The organism is Candidatus Thioglobus sp. NP1, assembly GCF_003326015.1.
Classification (GTDB): Bacteria; Pseudomonadota; Gammaproteobacteria; order PS1; family Pseudothioglobaceae; genus Pseudothioglobus; species Pseudothioglobus singularis_A.
Window position 1 is genome coordinate 1148063 of sequence record NZ_CP023860.1, and the last position, 19952, is coordinate 1168014.

Consider the following 19952-nt stretch of genomic DNA (forward strand, 5'->3'; position numbering starts at 1 on the left):
CTTCATTATATTTTTTCTATCTTTATTAAAATGATTTGCTGGACAGACTCTTTAGAGATTGCTATTTCATTAGAAGAAAATCACCCAAATATTAACCCTACAACTATTAATTTTGTAGATCTTCGTCAACTTGTGCTTGATCTTGATGAATTTGAAGAGGGTCAAAGTAAATGTGGTGAGAGGGTTCTAGAAGCCATTCAAATGAATTGGATTGAGGAAAAAGATTGAAATACCTAAAAGCTCTTTTATTAATCACTACGTTAATTTCATTTTCTGCTAATGCTCTTTTAGAGGTAAATGTAGTCAAATCAAAAGAGGCTGCTTTTCCAATAGTAGTTGCCCCCTTTGAAATGATTGGTAATTTTGATGAGGACGTTGACCTTGCCTCAATCATAAGGGAAAATTTAAATCGATCAGGACAATTTGATGCAAAAAATACAGATGAATTATTTAATGGAGTAATTGATTTTGATTTTTATCAACAACTAAAAAAAGATGCAATCGTATTTGGAAAAATAAGACAAGTTAGTGCCAACGTTAACCATGCAGAAATTTATGTTTATGACATTCTTACTAAAAAAGCTCTTTATCAGAAAAAAATAGCTTTCACTAATGGCGCTTTAAGAAGAATTGCCCATGCTATAAGCGATAAGATATATTTTGTTCTACTTGGACAAAAAGGTGCTTTTGATACTAGATTGTCTTATGTGACTGTTAATGATAATTCAAGTGGTGGAAGAACATATAGACTTCAAATTTCAGACTCTGACGGATTTAATCCACGAACAGTAGTTCGATCCTCAAAGCCAATTTTATCACCTGCATGGTCCTCTGATCAAAGTAAACTTGCCTATGTTTCTTTTAAAAATAACCGCTCTGAAGTTTTTGCAATAACGCCTTTTCAAAAGACAAAGACGATAAAACTGCCAAAATTTGATGGAATTGCATCTTCGCCAACTTGGCATCCAAATGGAGAAAGCCTTGCATTAACAATCTCTAAAAAAGGGAATAAAGATATTTACTTATATAACTTTAAGTCGAAAGACTTAAAAAGACTGACAACAAATAGTGCAATTGATACAGAGGCAAATTTCTCACCTGATGGTAAGAATATTGCATTTACCTCCAATAGGACAGGCCAAGTTCAGGTTTATATAAAAAATCTTAAATCTGGAAAAGTTAAAAGAGCTACTTTTGAAGGGCGATACAATGCAAAACCCGTATACTCTCCAGATGGCAATGAACTTGCTTTAATTCATCGTGTTGGTAAAGATTACAGACTGGCATTACTTGACATCTCATCAAGAGATTTAAGTGTTATGACCTTTAATAATTCTGATGAGTCGCCTTACTTCTCCCCAAATGGTGGTATGATTATTTTTTCAACTAATAAAGATAACAAGGGAATATTGTCTATAATCTCACTTCATAACAATCAGATTATTGAATTAATGCAAAAAGAGGGTGAAATTCGAGAACCTAGTTGGTCAAACTATTCTAATTAAGGAAATTAAAATGTCAAAAAAAATTCTATTATTATCAAGTGTCATTTTTCTCAGCTCATGTGCAGCTACTAATATTTCAGAGTTAGGTGATAAGTTTCTAGATCTTATTAATCCATCTGATGCTCCAGCTGAAGTTGCAGATTTGAGTGAGCAAGTTTTAGTATTAAGTGATGACGGTGGCTTTACTGTTGCTGAGCTTGAGCAATTATCAAATGATGAATTAATTGCAATTGCTAAAGAAAAAGGCCTTGAGGACATGATTGTTTTAGATGCTGATGGAAATTTACAAAATAGAGAGCAACTCATAAACGCTATAATAGAAAGTGGTGATCTTATGGATGGTAAGTCTGCTGAATTAGAGTCTCTTTCTGATGATGCACTTATTGAAATGGCAATTGCTAAAGGCATGGGCGACATGATCGAACTTGATGCAGATGGCAACCTACTAAATAGAGATGAGCTTGAAAGTGCTTTAATGGCAGATGCTTCTAAGGTTATGGCTGTGATCGAAGAATTTAAAAATAGTGGTACATCTTTTATTCTTTATTTTGACTATGATGACACAGGTATTGATGAAGTGGCAACTAGGTCAATTATTGAACATGCCAACTTTATGCAAAATAACCCATCAGTTAATGTTCGTCTTGAAGGCCATGCTGATGAGAGGGGTACGCGTGAATATAATCTAGCTCTTGGTGAAAATCGTGCTTTAGCTGTTCAAGAAGTTCTTGGGCTATACAACCTAGAAGATAGGATTATGGTTGTTAGTTATGGTGAAGAGCAGCCCGTCCTAGTTGGAAGCAATGAAGAGGCTTGGGAAGAAAATCGAAGAGTAGAATTCTCATATTACTAGGCAAATAAATTGTACTAAAAACCTTTGTTATACGGTTCGTTTTATCGTCTGATGAAAAAGTCTTTACTAAAATATCTCATATTTACGTTATGTTTCTTTTCTGCTGCAGGCATTAACGCAGAAGAGGGACTTGATATTGATATGATTTTATTAAAGCTAAATAAAGAACTTAAGACGCTTAATAAAGAAATTCTATCATTAAAAGATAATAATGAGCTTCTTAGTGAGGAGCTCAGACTTAATTCTGAAAAAATAACTGAATTGTTTGAAATAATTGAATTGAATTCTTCAAAAAAAGAAAAAATAATAAAAACAACTAAAACAGACTCAGAAACAAAAGCATTAAAATTATTCTCTGATGGAAAAAGTAGCTTTGTCCTTGAGGATTATCAAAAAGCTATCAAATTATTCTCCAGCTATCTAGATACCTTTCCAAATTCTATCAATACTGAAGACTCTAAGTTATGGCTTGCACGCTCTTACTTTGCAAGTGGCTCTTCATTAAGATCCAAGGAAAAATATCAAGAATTTCATGCTAATGGCAATAAAGACCATCCAAAGTTTGCAGATTCACTCTACGAACTATCTATTGCCTTAATTGATTTAAAAGAATTTAGTGGCGCAAAAGTCTTGCTGTCTAAAATGATCGATGAGTATCCTGACCATGCTTTAAATCCAAAAGCTAATCAATTGCTTGAAGACCTCTAACTTAAGTGAAAACTATTGAAATACAAAAAGTTGATTTAGCTTCTTTTTGTTATCTTGATAACTCTAGATATCCTTTCTTACTTGAAAGTGTAAATCACAATGATAATAATAGATACTCAATATTATTTGCTTTCCCAGGTGAAAATATAGTTCTTAACAATGCTTCTGACTTTGACTTTTTAAATAAGCTTGAAAGTAAATATAAGTTAAATAATACAAACTCAGATTTACCTTTTTGTGGAGGCTGGTTTGTCTATCTTTCTTATGAATTAATTGGCCAAATTGAAAATACCTTATCTGCTGATCTTCATAACTCAGATTTACCAATTGCGTACGCTGTTAAGATTCCTACTGCAATAATCATTGATCACCAGTTAGATAAAACTTATATCGTAGATGAGAGTAATGATGATTCTCGAATTAACTTAATATTAGATGATATTAAACTTATCAATCTAATCCCATTAAGCCCATTAGAGGGAAGCTTATCTGAGGAAAACCAAGAAAAATTTATTAGTGGAGTACAAAGTAGCCTAAAGTATATTATTGCTGGTGATGTTTTTCAGGTCAACTTGTCAAGAGAATGGCAATATAAGCTAAATAATCATGTAGATTCAGCTGCTATTTATAAATCCTTAAAAAAAGCTAATCCAGCCCCTTTCTCTGCTTTAATTCACTATCAAGACTTTAGTATAATCTCATCTTCACCAGAGAGGCTCTTTAGCGTCAATAATGATGTTTTACAAACAAGGCCAATTGCTGGAACTCATCCTAGAGGTAAGGGCTCTGATGATGAAACTTTAAAAGATAATTTAATCAGTAATCCTAAGGAAATTGCTGAACATGTTATGCTACTTGACCTTGAGAGAAATGATATGGGAAGGGTATGTGAATACGGAAGTGTCTTTGTTAATGAGGTTATGACTCTTGAGACATACCCATATGTGCATCATATAGTTTCAAATATCAAAGGAAAACTTAAAAAACAGGTAGGTATAAAAGATATTATCAAGGCACTTTTTCCTGGTGGAACGATTACTGGATGTCCTAAAGTCCGCTGTATGCAAATCATTAGTGAGTTAGAGCAAATGCCAAGAGAAGCCTATACAGGCTCAGTAGGTTATTTAAGTCAAAATGGGAGGATGGACTTTAATATTCTTATACGTAGCTTTATCCATAAAGATAATAAGTTAAGCTTTAGAGCAGGTGCTGGAATTGTATATGACTCAATCCCAGAGAGAGAATTAGCTGAAACTAGGCATAAGGCAGAAGGCTTAATCAAAGTATTTAAAGACTAATGCTTTAAGGTTGAAACTTAGAGGTCATAGGATATCGCCTCTCCCTTCCAAAAGCATTACTACTTATCTTGGGTCCAGGAGCAGATTGTCGTCTTTTGTATTCATTTCTAAGAATCATTGAAGTTACTTTATTTACCACCTCTAAACTATGGCCTTGCTCGGTTATTTTATCAACAGATTCTTTAAGCTCAACAAATCGCATCAAAATATCATCCAAAACATCATAAGAAGGAAGGGTATCCTGATCTTCTTGATTTGGAGCTAACTCAGCAGAGGGTGGCCTTGTAATAACTCTCTCAGGAATAACTTCTGAAATTGAATTTCTATAATTAGATAGTTTATAAACCATTGTTTTTGAAATATCTTTTAATGGCGCAAATCCTCCACACATATCTCCATAGAGGGTTGCATATCCCACTGCCATTTCAGATTTATTGCCTGTTGCTAAAACTATTTTATGATGTTTATTAGATAGAGCCATAAGCAAGGTTCCACGAACTCTAGCCTGAATATTTTCCTCAGTTGAATCCACTTTTGCATTACCAAAAAGGTCATTAAGAGAATTATTAAACGAATCCACCATAGAATGAATATCAATATTAGAAAATTCTACACCCTGATTTCTAGCCTGTAATGCAGAATCTTCAAGACTCATATTGGAGGTAAATTCATATGGCATCATTACTGCATGGACATTTTCAGATCCAATAGCATCAACTGCAACAGCGAGCGTCAATGCCGAATCAATACCTCCAGAAAGCCCTATTAAGGCACCACCAAATGAATTCTTTCTAATATAATCCCGTGTTGCTAAAACAAGAGCTGAGTAAATAGAGGCCTCCTTATTAATAGGCTTATAAGATTCAATAGAGGCGGAATGCATAGAGCAAAGTTCTTCAAATTCTGGTAATTGAAGCGTTACATCTCCATTTTGATTAACCACAAATGAGCTTCCATCAAATACAACTTCATCTTGACCACCAACCATATTGACATAAATAAATGTGACATCGAAGTGTTTCGCGTATTTTTGACAAATATCAAGTCTTTCTTGTTGCTTTTCTGACTGAAAGGGAGATGCATTGATAGAAATAACAATATCAATATTAGACTGACATAATCTAGAAATAGGGCCATCAATCCATTGGTCCTCACATATCAATACGCCAATTTTAGTTTGTTGACACTCAAATATCAATGATTCATTACCAGCAGTAAAATATCGCTTTTCATCAAAAACACCATAATTGGGCAATTCTTGTTTATTGTATATATGAGAGATAAGATTATGTTGAATACAGATAGCACTATTAAATAAAAGATCATTAGTTTTTTGAGGGGCACCAAACAAAACAGAAATATTTGATGGAACAGATTTACATAGATAACCTATCTCTTCGTTAACTTGCTCAATAAAACCTTCACGGTACAAAAGATCTTCAGGAGGATAACCAGTAAGAGCCAACTCTGGAAATACAATTAAATGAGCGCCAGAATCATAAGCCTCTTGAATCAAATTTAACATTTTTTGAGCATTAGACTTAATATCGCCAACAATAGGGTTAAATTGTGCGATTTGAATTTGAATAGGCTCTGATTCAGAAAAAATCTTATTTAACTGTTGCTGCCAAAATTTCGCCTTTGAATTATTATCAGTATTAATTGCATGCTCATACTTGGTATTAGCAACAACTACAGCTGGGTCTATATCAAGGATATTTGCAAATAACCAGGCATGCGTTTCACTTAAAGCAGCCTTACCAGAGCTATATTTACTAAGATTCGATTGATTTATATCATATTCTTTAGATATTTTATAATCAGAAAAACCTGTTTTTTCACGCACCAGAGCAAGGTATTCAATAGTTTTTTTATTCATAAATATTTATATATTAATGTATATATTAGTTATTTTATACCACTATAGGTATTAATTAACTATAGTTACATAAAATTAACTTAGATAATAGAAGTAATTAATACCTAATATTTATTTAAGTTATTGATTTAACGTATTTTTTTAATTTAATTAATATTGTAATAAAATTTAAAAAAAATTTATTTTTTATCAAAATAATTCAGTTTTTTCTTGATATATTAAGTTCAAATAGTTGAGTTTTATAATTTTTATTAACTCAATAATTGACAATATTTTTGTCTACATTGTCCTATTTGATAAGCCTTAGAAGAGTAATTTGATTACTATTAATTTGCAAAAAAACTTTATTAAGTTAGGAACTAATGATAAAATTTAGAGGATCCTCACTTTGTTTTGTGAAGGATTGTTTTTACTTTGAAACTCATTAAGGAGATATATATGAAACAATTATTAAAATTGTCTGCTGCTTCATTGTTAGTTGTTGGTGCACTTAGTGTACAAGCTTCTACTTTGAGCGATGTTCAGGCAAAAGGTCACCTATCATGTGGTGTATCTAAAGGACTAGCTGGATTTTCATCAGCTGACTCTTCTGGTACATGGACTGGTATTGACGTTGACGTATGTCGTGCTGTTGCAGCTGCAACACTTGGCGATGCAACAAAAGTTAAGTTTGTACCATTAACTGCTAAAGAAAGATTCACTGCGCTTCAATCAGGTGAAATCGATATGTTGTCTAGAAACACTACTTGGACAATTACTCGTGACGCTTCATTAGGTTTGAACTTCGCTGGTGTTAACTATTATGATGGACAAGGCTTTATGGTTAAGTCATCACTAGGTGTCTCTAGTGCTATGGAATTAGGTGGAGCTGCAATTTGTATCCAAGCAGGTACTACTACTGAATTAAACCTAGCTGACTGGGGTAAAGCAAACGGTATTGAGTACAACTCAGTTGTTTCTGATACGAATGCTCAAACTTTAACTAACTACGACGCTGGACGTTGTGACGTTCTAACAACTGACGCATCAGGTCTATATTCAATGCGAGCAGGTGCTAACGATCCTTCAGAGCACGTTGTACTTCCTGAAATCATCTCTAAAGAGCCTTTAGGCCCAGTTGTTCGTCAAGGTGACGATCAGTGGTTCAACATCGTAAGATGGTCTCTTAATGCAATGATTACTGCTGAAGAGATTGGTGTTACTAGCGCTACTGTTGATATGGTTTCTAATAATCCAGAGCGTGAGCGCTTAATGGGTCGTTCAGGAAGCACTCATGAGTACGTTGGTCTAACTCAAGACTGGACTTACCAAATCATCAAGCAAGTAGGTAACTATGCTGAAAGCTTTGAGCGTAATATTGGTCTAAGTACTCCAATTGGTATTGCTCGTGGTGTTAATGCACTATGGTCAAATGGTGGTATTTTGTACTCAGCTCCATTTAGATAAGCAATTATCTAGTTAGAGCCTAAGCCAGCCTGCTATACTTTAGCAGGCTGGCTTTTTTTTGATTTTTTTGTTCTTGAAAGCCTTTATTTAGTAAAATATTTTTATTCAAATTTTAACATCTTAAATGAAAAAACTTATCCTCGAATCCTTAGGTAAATCTCAACACAGAGGGTTAAACTTTCGCGATCTACTATACAACAATGAAGTGCGGGCTTTCTTGTTCCAGGTAATTACTTTCGTTCTTGTTGTAGGACTCTTTTATACTGCAATAGGAAACCTCTTTCAAAACATTGAAGCTAGGGGCATACAAACAGGTTTCACTTTTTTAAAAAATAGAGCAGGTTTTGATATCTTACCTTTCCTTGGTAATATTGTAACTGACTACACACCTGAATCTTCAAACCTAACTGTCTTCTACGTTGGACTCGTCAACACACTCGTTGTAGCCTTTATTGGTATCATCCTTTCAACAATAATTGGCCTTTTGATAGGTATTGCAAGACTTTCTAATAACTACCTAATAGCTAAGCTAGCAGGTGGCTATATTGAGCTTTTCAGAAACGTTCCTATTCTTCTACAAATTCTATTTTGGTATAACTTATTTATAAATATTTTTCCTCATCCAAAACAAAGCCTATCTTTTTTTGATCTTGCTTTTCTTAATCAGAGAGGACTATATCTTCCTAAACCAATCCCTGAAGAAGGATTCTTATTTGTAGGAATAGCGTTCATTATTGGTATTATTGCCGCTTATTTTATTAAAAAGTTCTATAAGAAAAAACATGAATTAACAGGTATTCACACAAGTACTTGGCCATTTACTTTAGCATTAATTATTGGACTTCCAGTTATTATTTATTTATTATCTGGCACACCACTGCAATTTGACTATGCAATTCTAGGTAAATTTAACCTTAAAGGGGGAATGGCCGTTGTTCCAGAATTTTTAGCACTAACCTTTGCCCTAAGCGTTTACACTGCAACATATATTGCAGAAGCCATCCGTTCTGGAATAGAGGCAGTAGATAAAGGACAAAAAGAGGCTGCTGCTGCAATTGGCTTGTCACCGGTCCAATCTCTTAAGCTTATAGTCTTGCCACAAGCATTGAGAGTAGCAATTCCACCAACTATTAATCAATATCTAAATTTAACCAAAAACTCTTCTCTAGCTACAGTAATTGGCTATCCAGAGTTAATGAGTACATTTGGAGGTACTGTTTTAAACCAAGTTGGTCAAGCCGTTGAAATCCTAGCTATGGCGATGTTGGTTTATTTAGTGATATCACTGTTTATTTCCATATTGCTTAACTATGTTAATAAAAAGATGGAAATCCAGGGAAGATAATTATGCCAGTATTCGATCAACAATCTACCAGGAAGCCACCAATATCTCAAATTGGGGCAATATTATGGTTAAAGACTAACTTATTCTCAACTTGGATTAATACCGCCCTTACAGCTGCTTCAATCTATTTGCTTTATATAATGATTCCTCCTTTATTAGATTGGATGTTTTTTAATGCTAGTTTTAGCTTTGGCACAGTTAACCTTTTTGGTTTTGACATAAAATTCAGTGAAGCCATGGCAACAAATCAAAATTGTGGCCGTGAGGGTGCTTGTTGGCCTTATATATACGAAAAGCTTTATATGTATACCTATGGCTTCTATCCTCGAACAGAGACCTGGAGACCAAATACAGTCTTTGCGTTAACAGGATTACTTTTTGTTATTGTTCCATTAGTAAAGAATTATAAGCATAAGAATAGGGTTACTCTATCACTAATTATTCTTTACCCTATAGTCTCATATGTTCTAATTGCAGGTGGTTTTGGGTTACTAATGCCTGTTTCTACAGACCAGTGGGGTGGATTATTGCTGACTCTTATTATTGCATCTGTAGGGATCATTGTGTCCTTTCCAATTGGAGTTTTACTAGCACTTGGAAGGCAATCAGATTTAAAGGTAATCAAGCTATTTTCAACGCTTTTTATTGAATTTATTCGCGCTGTTCCTTTAATTACAATTCTATTCATGGCTTCTTTTGTATTGCCTCTATTTTTAGAATCAGGCAACTATTTTGATAAGCTATTAAGGGCTCTTATTGGTATTGCACTTTTTCAGGCAGCATACTTTGCAGAAGTCGTCAGGGGTGGGCTTCAAGCCATACCAAGGGGCCAATATGAGGCTGCTGATGCAATCGGACTAAGTTATTTTCAGAAAAATGTACTAATTGTTCTTCCACAAGCTTTGAAAATTTCAATTCCTAATATAGTAGGCTCCTCAATATCTCTGTTTAAGGACACGACACTAGTACTTATAATAGGACTATTTGATATGCTTGCAATGGTTAATTTAACAAGTAATGATCCATATTGGCTTGGTAGAGAGACAGAGGGCTTTGTCTTCGTTACTATTGTTATGTGGACTATACTATATACAATGTCTCGTTATTCAAAGAAATTAGAGTTACGTTTTAATACCGAAAATACAAATTAAAAAAGGCGTTTAAAATGAGTGAAAATAATATTATTGATATATCTGAATTAAATAAGTGGTATGGAGACTTTCATGCTTTAAAAAATATTAATTTAGAGGTTAAAGAGGGTGAAATCATAGTTGTTTGTGGACCCTCTGGAAGTGGCAAATCAACACTAATTAGATGTGTAAATTTTTTAGAAAAGTTTCAAGAGGGAAGTATAGTGGTATCAGGTACAGAGCTCACAGATGATGCCCAAAAAATAAGAAAAGTTAGAAGTGAAGTTGCCATGGTATTTCAACATTTTAACCTTTTCCCTCATTTAACAATTGTTGACAATCTAACTCTTGCGCCGATATGGGTTCATAACGAAACAAAACAAGAAGCTAGGGAAAAAGCATTGTCATTACTCGATAGAGTTGGTATTAGGGACCAAGCTGAAAAGTATCCAAATCAACTAAGTGGTGGTCAGCAACAACGTGTTGCAATAGCAAGGTCATTATGCACCTCACCAAAAATAATGTTATTTGATGAGCCAACATCAGCTCTTGATCCAGAAATGATCTCTGAAGTACTAGATGTAATGATAGAGCTTGCAAAGGAAGGTATTACAATGATTTGTGTAACCCATGAAATGGGTTTTGCCAAAAAAGTTGCGAATAGAATTATATTTATGGATGATGGACAAATTGTTGAAGAAAATGACCCAGAGAACTTCTTTAACAATGCAGAATCAGATAGATTACAGCAATTCTTAGATCAAATATTAACGCATTAAATATAAAGAATAAAAATATTAGGATTGTCCTGAATAAATCCTTTACTGCAGCCTCTGTAGTTTTTTTTACAGTTACTACAGCTTATGCAAACTTTATACCAGCTAATGAGCAAACTATCACGAAACTTATTTTCATAGATGGAAGTAGCTATGAGGGTCAAGTTACAGAATGCATAAAAAATCAAAAAAAAATGAAATGTATGCATGGCCTGGGTGTTTATAAAAATCAAACAGGATCTAGATATCAGGGAATCTTTAAAAATAATAAGCCAAATGGCTATGGACTCTATACGTCAGAAAATGGGCAAAGTTATAAAGGAAACTTTAAGATGGGGTCTATTTCAGGTGAAGGAATCATGATTTATCCAGATGGAAGGCGATATGAGGGGAATTTCAAAGAAAATGAACATAGCGGCTTTGGTATTATGAAATATCCAAATGGAGATGTATATGGAGAAGGCAGTAAATATGCAGGACAATGGAAAAATAACAAGAGACATGGAAAGGGTGTTATGACTTATGCGGATGATGGAAGAGTGCTCGAGGGTTTGTTTAGAGAAAATATATATATAAAAGAATAAAAATAATTAAGAGAGACCAATAGAACAGTTATATAATTTAGAGTGATATTATTAATTAAATGAATTATGTTTAATTTCTTAAAGAAAGAGGAAGTCCAGGAATCAACAAAAATTACGTCAAATGATGATTGGACTAAGGACATTAAGAGAAGTAAAAAGATTGGCCAAGAGGTTGAGCAGCTTTCATTTTTATACGATTCTGAAAGTAATAATGATCTATTAGGGACTAAGAAGGGACTAAGTAAGGATCATCTTAAAATTCTTATAAACTGCAAGGAAGAAAGCACTGCAGTAGAATTAATGGAAATTCTTAAAAGGACTAATAGAACTAAATTTAAGCATGCAATTATTGAACCTTTGATTGATCATAGTTTTTTAGAAAGGACAATTCCTGATTCTCCAAAAAGTCCATCACAAAAATATCGACTAACTGGTAAATTTATTAAAAGAAGATCAAGAGCCTAATCTTAGAGATTGATAAAACAATAGATTTTAGAGAATAAACATTAATTTCCCCTATATTTAATTAATAGCTCTAAATCTTTCGTATTTTCCACTTTTATTAAATATCTAAGTACTTATTCATAAAAGTTGTTAAACCTCATATATAAGAAAATATGAAGCTTTATATGTAACCTATTGATTTATATACATTTTGTCTAATTTCTAGCCCATATTCACCCTTTTTTAAACTAATAAGTTCGTATAATTTATATTATGTTAAATAATATATTAAATTAAGTATTTTCAACTTCCTATTGTTATTAATAGTTGATTATGGATAATATCTAACTTGGTCCCCCTATTCCTTCCATTATTATCCTTATTAATTACCTTGGTCCCAAAACTCGTATATGTCTATAAATAAAAGAAGTTATCAACTATTAGGTTTACTTGTTATTGTTTGGGGCTCATCTTTTCTTTTAATAGATCGTTCACTATTATTTTTTTCACCAGAACAAGTTGTTGGCTATAGATTAGTCATTGGCTTTATTACAATGCTCTCTATTGCATTGTATTATGGAAAATCACTTCCTCGAACAATTACTCCTTGGTTACATTTTATTGTTTATGCTGTTATTGGCAATATTTTACCTTATCTCCTTATTGCAACTGGTCAGCTAACTATTACCTCCGGCATGGCGGGTCTTTTAATGGCTTTTATGCCACTTGTTACCCTTGTATTAGCTCATATTTTCTTACCAAATGATAAGCTAAATCGTTTTAAAATTTTGGGTTTTATAATTGGTATATCTGGAGTTCTTTTTATTCTAGGTCCTTCTATCAATAATGGCAATAATACTCTTTTTGGAATTTTATTAGTTCTTGGTGCAGCCTGTGCGTATGCAATTAATACGATTATTGCATCACGATTACCATCATATGATCCGTTAGTATCTAGCACTTGTGTCTTATTAGTTGCTAGCTTACTCTCTTTCTTTATTTGGCCTAATATCTTCTTTATTGATTTTACTAATATCCCATTTATTAGTGGTATTAGTATTTTATTATTAGGTGCCCTTCCAACTGGTTTTGCTGCCCTTCTATATTTTATTATTATAAATAATGCAGGAGCAACATTTCTATCTAATATTAATTACTTGATTCCAGTTGTTGCTTTTTTTCTAGGTGCTATATTATTAGGTGAAGCTATACTATGGCAAAACATTTTGGCACTCCTGCTGATTATTTCTGGAATATTTGTGTCAAGATTTAAATCTTAATCAATTTATTTATTACTAATTTTTCCCTTTTTTTTCAATTGCTTACATTTTCTTTTGTTATTATTTTCTTAACTCATCACCATCTTATTAAATAATATTCCATATTTAGTGTATATTTATGTTCGTAAACACTAAATGTAGTACCCCATTAGGAGTAATGTTTGAATCAAGATATCCAGTCTGTTAAAGACGCTGCCGCCGATCAAGAAATTCTGGTTACCAAAAGGAATGGTTCAAAGGAAGCTATTGACCTTGAAAAGATTCATCGTGTTGTCCATTGGGCCTCACAGGATTTAGATAACATTTCAGTTTCTCAAGTTGAAATTAACGCTCAATTAGCTTTTTTTGATGGCATTAAAACATCTGATATTCACGAAACTATGATTAAATCTGCAGCAGATTTAATCTCAACGGAGTCTCCTGACTACCAGTATTTAGCTGCTAGATTGGCTATATTTCATTTGCGTAAAAAAGCCTATAAATCGTTTACCCCTCCTTCACTATTAGAACATGTTGAGAAACTTACTAAGCTAGGTATTTATGATAAAGATATATTAATCAAATATAGTAAAAAAGAATTTGAAGTGCTCAATAGTTATGTTGATCATTGGCGTGATCTAGATTTCTCTTATGCTGCTGTAAAGCAATTAGAGGGTAAATATCTTGTTCAAAACCGTGTTACTGGAGATATTCATGAATCACCACAAATGCTCTATATTTTGGTTGGTATGTGCCTCTTCCAGGAATATAAAGGTGAGGCTAGACTTAAAATCGTAAAACGGTTTTATGATGCAGCTTCAACTTTCAAAATCTCACTACCAACACCAATTATGGCTGGTGTTCGAACCCCTACTCGCCAGTTTTCATCTTGTGTTTTAATTGAAACTGCTGATGATTTAGACTCTATTAGTGCTGCATCTGGGGCTATTGTCAAATATGTTTCTCAAAGAGCTGGTATTGGTATTAATGCTGGTATGATTCGAGCGTTAGGAAGCCCTATCCGTGGGGGTGAAGCTACTCATACTGGGTGCATTCCTTTCTTTAAACACTTTCATACCGCAGTTAAATCTTGTTCTCAAGGTGGAGTCAGAGGAGGCGCTGCTACACTTTTTTATCCTCTATGGCATCTTGAAGTTGAAGGTTTATTAGTGCTTAAAAATAATACTGGAACTGATGAAAATCGTATTAGACATTTAGATTATGGCGTTCAGTTTAATGGATTAATGTACGAGCGTTTTTTAAATGATAGTGAAATCACACTCTTTTCACCAAATGATGTACCTGGACTATATGATTCTTTTTTTGCTGATCAGAAAAAATTTAAAAAGCTATATGAAAAATATGAGAATGACGACTCTATTCGTAAACAAAAAGTTAACGCTCGAGAATTATTTGCAATGTTCATGAAAGAGCGTGCAAATACAGGTCGAATTTATTTACAAAATGTTGATCATTGTAATACTCATGGTGCATTTGATCCTGCTCAGGCGCCAGTTAAACAGTCAAACCTTTGTATGGAAATCACCCTTCCAACTAAGCCTCTTTATTCTGTTCAGGATGAAAATGGTGAGGTTGCACTTTGCACCCTTTCAGCAGTTAACCTTGGGGCTCTTGATAGTCTTGATGAGCTAGAGGATATTACTGAAATTATTGTTCGTGCTCTTGATTCTTTATTAGATTACCAAGACTACCCATTAAAATCTGCTGAACTTACAAGTATCAATCGACGTACGCTTGGAATTGGAGTAACCAATTTAGCCTACTATTTAGCAAAAAATGACGCTAAATACTCTGATGGTTCAGGAAATGAATTAATACACAAAACTTTTGAAGCTCTTCAATTCTATTCTTTAAAAGCTTCCAATAAGCTTGCTAAAGAACTTGGTGCTTGCCCTCTTTTCTCTGAAACGCAATATGCAAAAGGTTTGCTTCCTATTGATACTTATAAAAAAGATATTGATAAGTTTTGTGGGACTAAACTTGAATTAAACTGGGATAAGTTACGAAAAGATATTGTATCCAAGGGCCTTAGGAATTCAACTTTAACTGCTCTTATGCCTTGTGAAAGCTCTTCGCAAATTTCTAATTCAACTAATGGAATTGAGCCACCAAGAGGCTTTGTATCCATAAAACAATCCAAAGATGGAATTTTGAAACAAGTTGTCCCTGAATATGAAAAATTACACAACAAATATGAACTACTCTGGGATATTAAAGATAACGAGGGTTATCTTCAGTTATGTGCGATTATGCAGAAATTTGTGGATCAATCCATCTCCACAAATACTCATTATGACCCTTCTCAATATGATGGTAATAAAGTTCCAATGAAGCTATTTATGATGGACCTATTAAAGGCTTATAAATATGGGATAAAAACCCTCTATTATCACACTACTAGAGATGGTGCTACCGATGAACAAAACAATAGTAAACCAAGTGATGACGATTGTGAAGATGGTGTTTGTAAACTTTAGAGAATAATTATGGCTTATAGTATATTTAATCAAGAAATAAATGACACCTTGAAAGAACCAATGTTTTTTGGTGATTCAGTTAATGTTGCTCGTTTTGATCAGCAAAAATTTGAGATTTTTGAAAAGTTAACTGAAAAACAGCTTTCTTTCTTTTGGCGTCCTGAAGAAATTGATGTGTCAAAAGATAAGATTGATTTTGGTAAATTACTACCTAATGAAAAACATATTTTTGTCTCTAATCTTCAATATCAAATCCTTCTTGATTCTGTACAAGGCCGAAGTCCAAATATTGCCTTTTTGCCTATAGTATCGCTTCCTGAACTAGAAAATTGGATTGAAACTTGGGCCTTTTCAGAGACTATTCATTCTCGCTCTTATACTCATATCATCCGTGCAATTATGAATGAGCCCGGCGTTGTTTTTGATGAAATAATGAAGACTGATGAGATTATTAAAAGGGCTACAAGTGTTTCAAAATACTATGATAAATTAATAAAACACACTCAGGCATACCTTCTACATGGTGAAGGTGAGCATCTAATAAATGGTGAGTCAATTAATATTAATTTGTATTCACTTAAGCGTCTAGTCTATTTAACTATTATGTCTGTCAATATTTTAGAAGCAATTCGATTCTATGTTAGTTTTGCTTGCTCTTTTGCCTTTGCAGAAAGAAAGGTAATGGAGGGTAATGCAAAAATTATTAAACTAATTGCTCGCGATGAGGCGCTTCATCTAACTGGAACTCAACATATGCTTAATTTGATGAGAGAAGGAAAGGATGATCCTGACATGCAAGCAATTGCAATAGAGTGTGAGGCTGAAGTCATTGAAATGTTTAAAGATGGTGCAAACCAAGAAAAAGAGTGGGCTGAATATCTATTCAGAGACGGCTCAATGATTGGTCTTAATGCCCAAATTCTTAAACAGTATCTAGAATATATTACTAACATTCGTATGTCAGCATTAAACATGCAGCCTATATTTGAACAAACGACTAATCCACTTCCATGGCTTAATCATTGGCTTGATTCAGATAACGTCCAAGTTGCTCCTCAGGAGACTGAGATTACTTCTTATCTAGTTAGTGCCATTGATAATACTATCGAAGCTGAGGATGAAGATTTTAATGACTTTAAGCTGTAGGTCTTGGTTTTGGTTAGATGTTTAAAATTGATGTCGACAATATTAATGGAAAAACAGAGTCACTATACGTCTTTGGTGAAGAATCAATCTTAGCTGAACTAGAAGCAAATAATGTTCTGGTTAATCATAGTTGCAGACAAGGGCATTGTGGAAGTTGCATTTTAAAGCTGGTTAAGGGAGATGTTATTCATCAAGAATGCCTAGTACCCCTTGCTCAAGGTGAAATTCTTGCTTGTCAATCAAGACCAGCAAGTGATATAAAAATCACAACTAAAGTTTAATTAACTAGGTAGTCAATTACAGATTGATGGCTCCCTTGAAAGATAATTCTTTGTTTTTTCTTGCTAATTTGATAGTTATACATAGGATCATAATAATCAACAAGAAGGGCCTCAATAAGAGGGTAATACCCTGCTAAATCTTCATTTTTTTTATGATTAGTAAGTGCAATATTTAACTGCTTTTTAAGTAATTTATATCGATCACCTCCTAATCTCTTTTGAATCTTATAAAGACTATTTATCCAATACTCTGAGTATTTTTCAAAGCCATCTTGACTATTAATTAAACAATAATTTTTAGCCATATCAATAACATATGCTTGTATGCTGATCTTTATTCGTTCTTCAAGACTAGCCGTTAAAATAATTATATTTGATTGCAGCGACTTACTTTTAATAGCCTCAGGCAATTGAATCACGCCTATATTACTGCCTTCATCTTCAATGAGTAAAATAGGATTAGATTCTTTTTCAATTAAATTAATTGCAAGATTATTTTCAAAATTAATCTGTTTAGGTTGAGGGCTCACATTATTTCCAAATGCCGAGCCCCTATGATTTGCAAGACCCTCAAGATCAATACTATTATTAAGAGTATTTAACAACAAAGTCTTACCACAACCAGTTTGCCCACCAATTACTATGAATTCTTTTGAAGTCGAGATACGACTTGTCTCATTTAAAAGAAATGATCTTAAAGCCTTATAACCACCCTTTACTCGGGGATAACATATACCAGAGTTTTCATAAATCCACTCTTGGGCAATTTTTGAGCGTAATCCACCCCTAAAACAAAATAATGCTCCATTAGGGTTATTATTTATAAAATCAAGCCAATTAGATACCCTATATTCTTTCAAACCATCTTTTACAAGCTCATGTCCAAGTTTAATTGCATTTTCTTGACCTTTTTCCTTGTAGCATAAACCAATTTGATGCCTCTCTTCATCTGTCATCAATGGTAAATTTAAAGTGCTTGGGAAAGAGCCTTTAATATATTCAATAGGCGCTCTAATATCAAGTAAGCTTTTATTTTCTCTAAAGATCTCTGAATAATTATCAATCTCTTTTAATTGATTCATTTCAATATTAAAGTTTTAGATTCTGGCTCTTGCTTAATGATTTTGCCAATTGGTGAAATATTTAAATTAATTGACTCAATAAGTTTATAAAAATCCTCCAAGGCTGCGTTTGAGACAGTCACTAGAAGCCCACCACTAGTTTGAGGGTCACATACAATAGCCCTTTCATAAGATGACAACTTACTAATTAATCCTCCATAACTATCAAAATTTCTTATAGTTCCACCAGGAATACAATCAGCATCAATATATTTTTGAACGTTTGGCAAAAGAGGTAGGTCATTAAAATGAATTTCTGCAGCGACACCACTTCCTTTACAAACCTCTAGAAGATGACCAGCCAATCCAAATCCAGTAACATCAGTAATTGCATTCACTCCTGATATAGCAGCAATTTTTGACCCAATATCATTTAACGCACACATTTGTTTAACTGCCCTATCATGGTCATTTGCTGAGACTATCTTCTTTTTTTGGGCTGTTGATAAAATACCTATTCCAAGTGGCTTAGTTAAAAATATACTGTCACCAATTTGTGCAGATGTATTTTTTTTAAGTTTATCAATATCAACAATTCCAGAAACTGATAAGCCAAATATTGGTTCAGGAGAATCAATACTGTGACCACCCGCTAAACTGATACCTGCCCGCCTACAAATCTCTCTTCCACCTTCAATAACTCTTGCACCAATCTCAGCTGGTAACTCATTGATAGGCCAACCAAATATTGCAATCGCCATTAATGGCTTACCTCCCATTGCGTATACATCACTTAAGGCGTTACTTCCAGCAATCATCCCAAAATCAAAAGGATCATCAACAATTGGCATAAAAAAATCAGTTGTACTAATTAGAGCCCTACCATCCCCTAAATCATAAACTGCAGCATCATCACTTGACTCATTTCCAACTAATAAACCAGAATCAGTAAGACTCTCATGATTACTTCCTAAGATTTCTTTAAGAAGTTTTGGAGAAATTTTGCAACCACAACCAGCACCATGACTGAATTCAGTCAACTTAATAGATGCAGTAGTAAAATTTTTATTCAAGATTATGAGAGTGTGGAGTACTTTATTTCTAGCTCATTATAGAGGTCAGCTGGTGTAATATTGGGATTTTTATCCATAATTTTAAATGCAACAATATTATCCTCAATGCCATCCCAAAGCTTCACATAGGTACCATCTTTGTAACCGTTTTTTTGCCTAAAAATATTTAATTGATTTTTTATAACATAGCGCTTATATAAATCCTCAATATCTATATCTAAGTGGGATATTATATTAAAAAATAAATTAGTAATTTTTCGAGAATTATTAATCTTTGAGTCGATACTTGAAGTAACTGATAAAACTAACATTTCTTCTAACAAGCTAACCAAAGCTACAGAATCAAAATCCCCCTTAGGCTTCATATCAAGAAATTTATTTGCATAGCTTTCATCACCAATTCTGATTGATTCAGACATTAAAAAATGCCATATATCAACTAACTCAACCCGTATATTATCCCAATCTGGCTCATCATCAATATTTTTCCAGTGCTTCCAATTAAAGGAATCAATTGCTTCTGCAACCTCCATATAAATACCACGATACCAGGATATTGATCTATTTTCTCTAGTCACGCCAGTAAGCCAAATCGCCCCATTTGTATCATCATTTAATTGTCTTTGAAGACTATACATTTGTTCAATTTGATTCATAATAAATGAG

General features: G+C 33.5%; 19 protein-coding genes. 15 read left to right on the forward strand and 4 right to left on the reverse strand.

Features of this window, described 5'->3' with window-relative positions:
• Positions 1-30: 30 nt before the first annotated feature.
• From iscX to CRN91_RS05955, 5 genes are read left to right on the forward strand one after another with little or no spacing between them, the layout of a single operon-like run.
• A complete protein-coding gene (gene iscX / locus CRN91_RS05935) occupies positions 31-228 on the forward strand; it encodes a Fe-S cluster assembly protein IscX (protein WP_114116075.1) in 198 nt (65 codons plus the stop codon).
• Positions 225-1505, forward strand: coding sequence for a Tol-Pal system beta propeller repeat protein TolB (gene tolB / locus CRN91_RS05940; RefSeq protein ID WP_114115519.1), 1281 nt, complete (start codon positions 225-227; stop codon positions 1503-1505). The genes iscX and tolB overlap by 4 nt, the downstream gene beginning before the upstream one ends.
• A gap of 10 nt (positions 1506-1515) precedes the next feature.
• Positions 1516-2358, forward strand: coding sequence for an OmpA family protein (locus CRN91_RS05945; RefSeq protein WP_114115520.1), 843 nt, complete (start codon positions 1516-1518; stop codon positions 2356-2358).
• Positions 2359-2409: 51 nt separating this feature from the next.
• Complete coding sequence (locus CRN91_RS05950; RefSeq protein WP_114115521.1) at positions 2410-3066, forward strand: tetratricopeptide repeat protein; 657 nt, start codon at positions 2410-2412, stop codon at positions 3064-3066.
• Between the two features lie 5 nt (positions 3067-3071).
• A complete protein-coding gene (locus CRN91_RS05955; RefSeq protein ID WP_114115522.1) occupies positions 3072-4364 on the forward strand; it encodes an aminodeoxychorismate synthase component I in 1293 nt (430 codons plus the stop codon).
• Positions 4365-4368: 4 nt separating this feature from the next.
• Here the strand turns inward: CRN91_RS05955 and CRN91_RS05960 are convergent, their stop codons facing one another.
• Complete coding sequence (locus CRN91_RS05960; protein ID WP_114115523.1) at positions 4369-6243, reverse strand: NAD+ synthase; 1875 nt, start codon at positions 6241-6243, stop codon at positions 4369-4371.
• A gap of 438 nt (positions 6244-6681) precedes the next feature.
• Here CRN91_RS05960 and CRN91_RS05965 point away from each other — a divergent pair, with 438 nt between their 5' ends.
• The 10 genes from CRN91_RS05965 to CRN91_RS06010 all read left to right on the forward strand — a co-directional run bounded on the left by CRN91_RS05965 (position 6682) and on the right by CRN91_RS06010 (position 17152).
• Positions 6682-7689 carry an amino acid ABC transporter substrate-binding protein gene (locus CRN91_RS05965; protein WP_114115524.1) on the forward strand — a complete coding sequence of 336 codons (1008 nt, stop codon included), beginning with the start codon at positions 6682-6684 and terminating at the stop codon, positions 7687-7689.
• 124 nt (positions 7690-7813) lie between these two features.
• Positions 7814-9034: an amino acid ABC transporter permease gene (locus CRN91_RS05970; protein WP_114115525.1), complete on the forward strand. Its 1221-nt coding sequence runs from the start codon at positions 7814-7816 to the stop codon at positions 9032-9034.
• 2 nt (positions 9035-9036) lie between these two features.
• Positions 9037-10185 carry an amino acid ABC transporter permease gene (locus CRN91_RS05975; protein ID WP_114115526.1) on the forward strand — a complete coding sequence of 383 codons (1149 nt, stop codon included), beginning with the start codon at positions 9037-9039 and terminating at the stop codon, positions 10183-10185.
• A 14-nt stretch (positions 10186-10199) separates the two neighbouring features.
• Entirely contained in the window at positions 10200-10943 is a 744-nt protein-coding gene (locus tag CRN91_RS05980) for an amino acid ABC transporter ATP-binding protein (RefSeq protein WP_114115527.1), read from the forward strand.
• Positions 10944-11134: 191 nt separating this feature from the next.
• The gene (locus CRN91_RS05985; RefSeq protein ID WP_254424923.1) at positions 11135-11524 is read left to right on the forward strand and encodes an MORN repeat-containing protein; all 390 of its coding nucleotides are present in this window, start codon (positions 11135-11137) and stop codon (positions 11522-11524) included.
• A gap of 66 nt (positions 11525-11590) precedes the next feature.
• Complete coding sequence (locus tag CRN91_RS05990; protein WP_114115528.1) at positions 11591-11989, forward strand: Fic family protein; 399 nt, start codon at positions 11591-11593, stop codon at positions 11987-11989.
• A 389-nt stretch (positions 11990-12378) separates the two neighbouring features.
• The gene (locus CRN91_RS05995; protein ID WP_114115529.1) at positions 12379-13248 is read left to right on the forward strand and encodes a DMT family transporter; all 870 of its coding nucleotides are present in this window, start codon (positions 12379-12381) and stop codon (positions 13246-13248) included.
• A gap of 161 nt (positions 13249-13409) precedes the next feature.
• Complete coding sequence (gene nrdA, locus CRN91_RS06000) at positions 13410-15725, forward strand: class 1a ribonucleoside-diphosphate reductase subunit alpha (protein WP_114115530.1); 2316 nt, start codon at positions 13410-13412, stop codon at positions 15723-15725.
• Positions 15726-15734: 9 nt separating this feature from the next.
• Positions 15735-16871, forward strand: a complete 1137-nt coding sequence (gene nrdB / locus CRN91_RS06005) for a class Ia ribonucleoside-diphosphate reductase subunit beta (RefSeq protein WP_114115531.1) — start codon at positions 15735-15737, stop codon at positions 16869-16871.
• 17 nt (positions 16872-16888) lie between these two features.
• The gene (locus tag CRN91_RS06010) at positions 16889-17152 is read left to right on the forward strand and encodes a 2Fe-2S iron-sulfur cluster-binding protein (protein ID WP_114115532.1); all 264 of its coding nucleotides are present in this window, start codon (positions 16889-16891) and stop codon (positions 17150-17152) included.
• On the opposite strand, the gene mnmH is transcribed toward CRN91_RS06010, so the two are convergent.
• From mnmH to CRN91_RS06025, 3 genes are read right to left on the reverse strand one after another with little or no spacing between them, the layout of a single operon-like run.
• On the reverse strand, positions 17149-18234 hold the full coding sequence (mnmH, locus tag CRN91_RS06015) for a tRNA 2-selenouridine(34) synthase MnmH (RefSeq protein ID WP_114115533.1): 1086 nt from the start codon (positions 18232-18234) through the stop codon (positions 17149-17151). The genes CRN91_RS06010 and mnmH overlap by 4 nt on opposite strands.
• Positions 18231-19286, reverse strand: coding sequence for a selenide, water dikinase SelD (selD, locus tag CRN91_RS06020; protein WP_114115534.1), 1056 nt, complete (start codon positions 19284-19286; stop codon positions 18231-18233). The genes mnmH and selD overlap by 4 nt, the downstream gene beginning before the upstream one ends.
• Before the next feature lie 2 nt (positions 19287-19288).
• Positions 19289-19942: a dUTP diphosphatase gene (locus tag CRN91_RS06025; RefSeq protein ID WP_114115535.1), complete on the reverse strand. Its 654-nt coding sequence runs from the start codon at positions 19940-19942 to the stop codon at positions 19289-19291.
• Between the last annotated feature and the right edge of the window lie 10 nt (positions 19943-19952).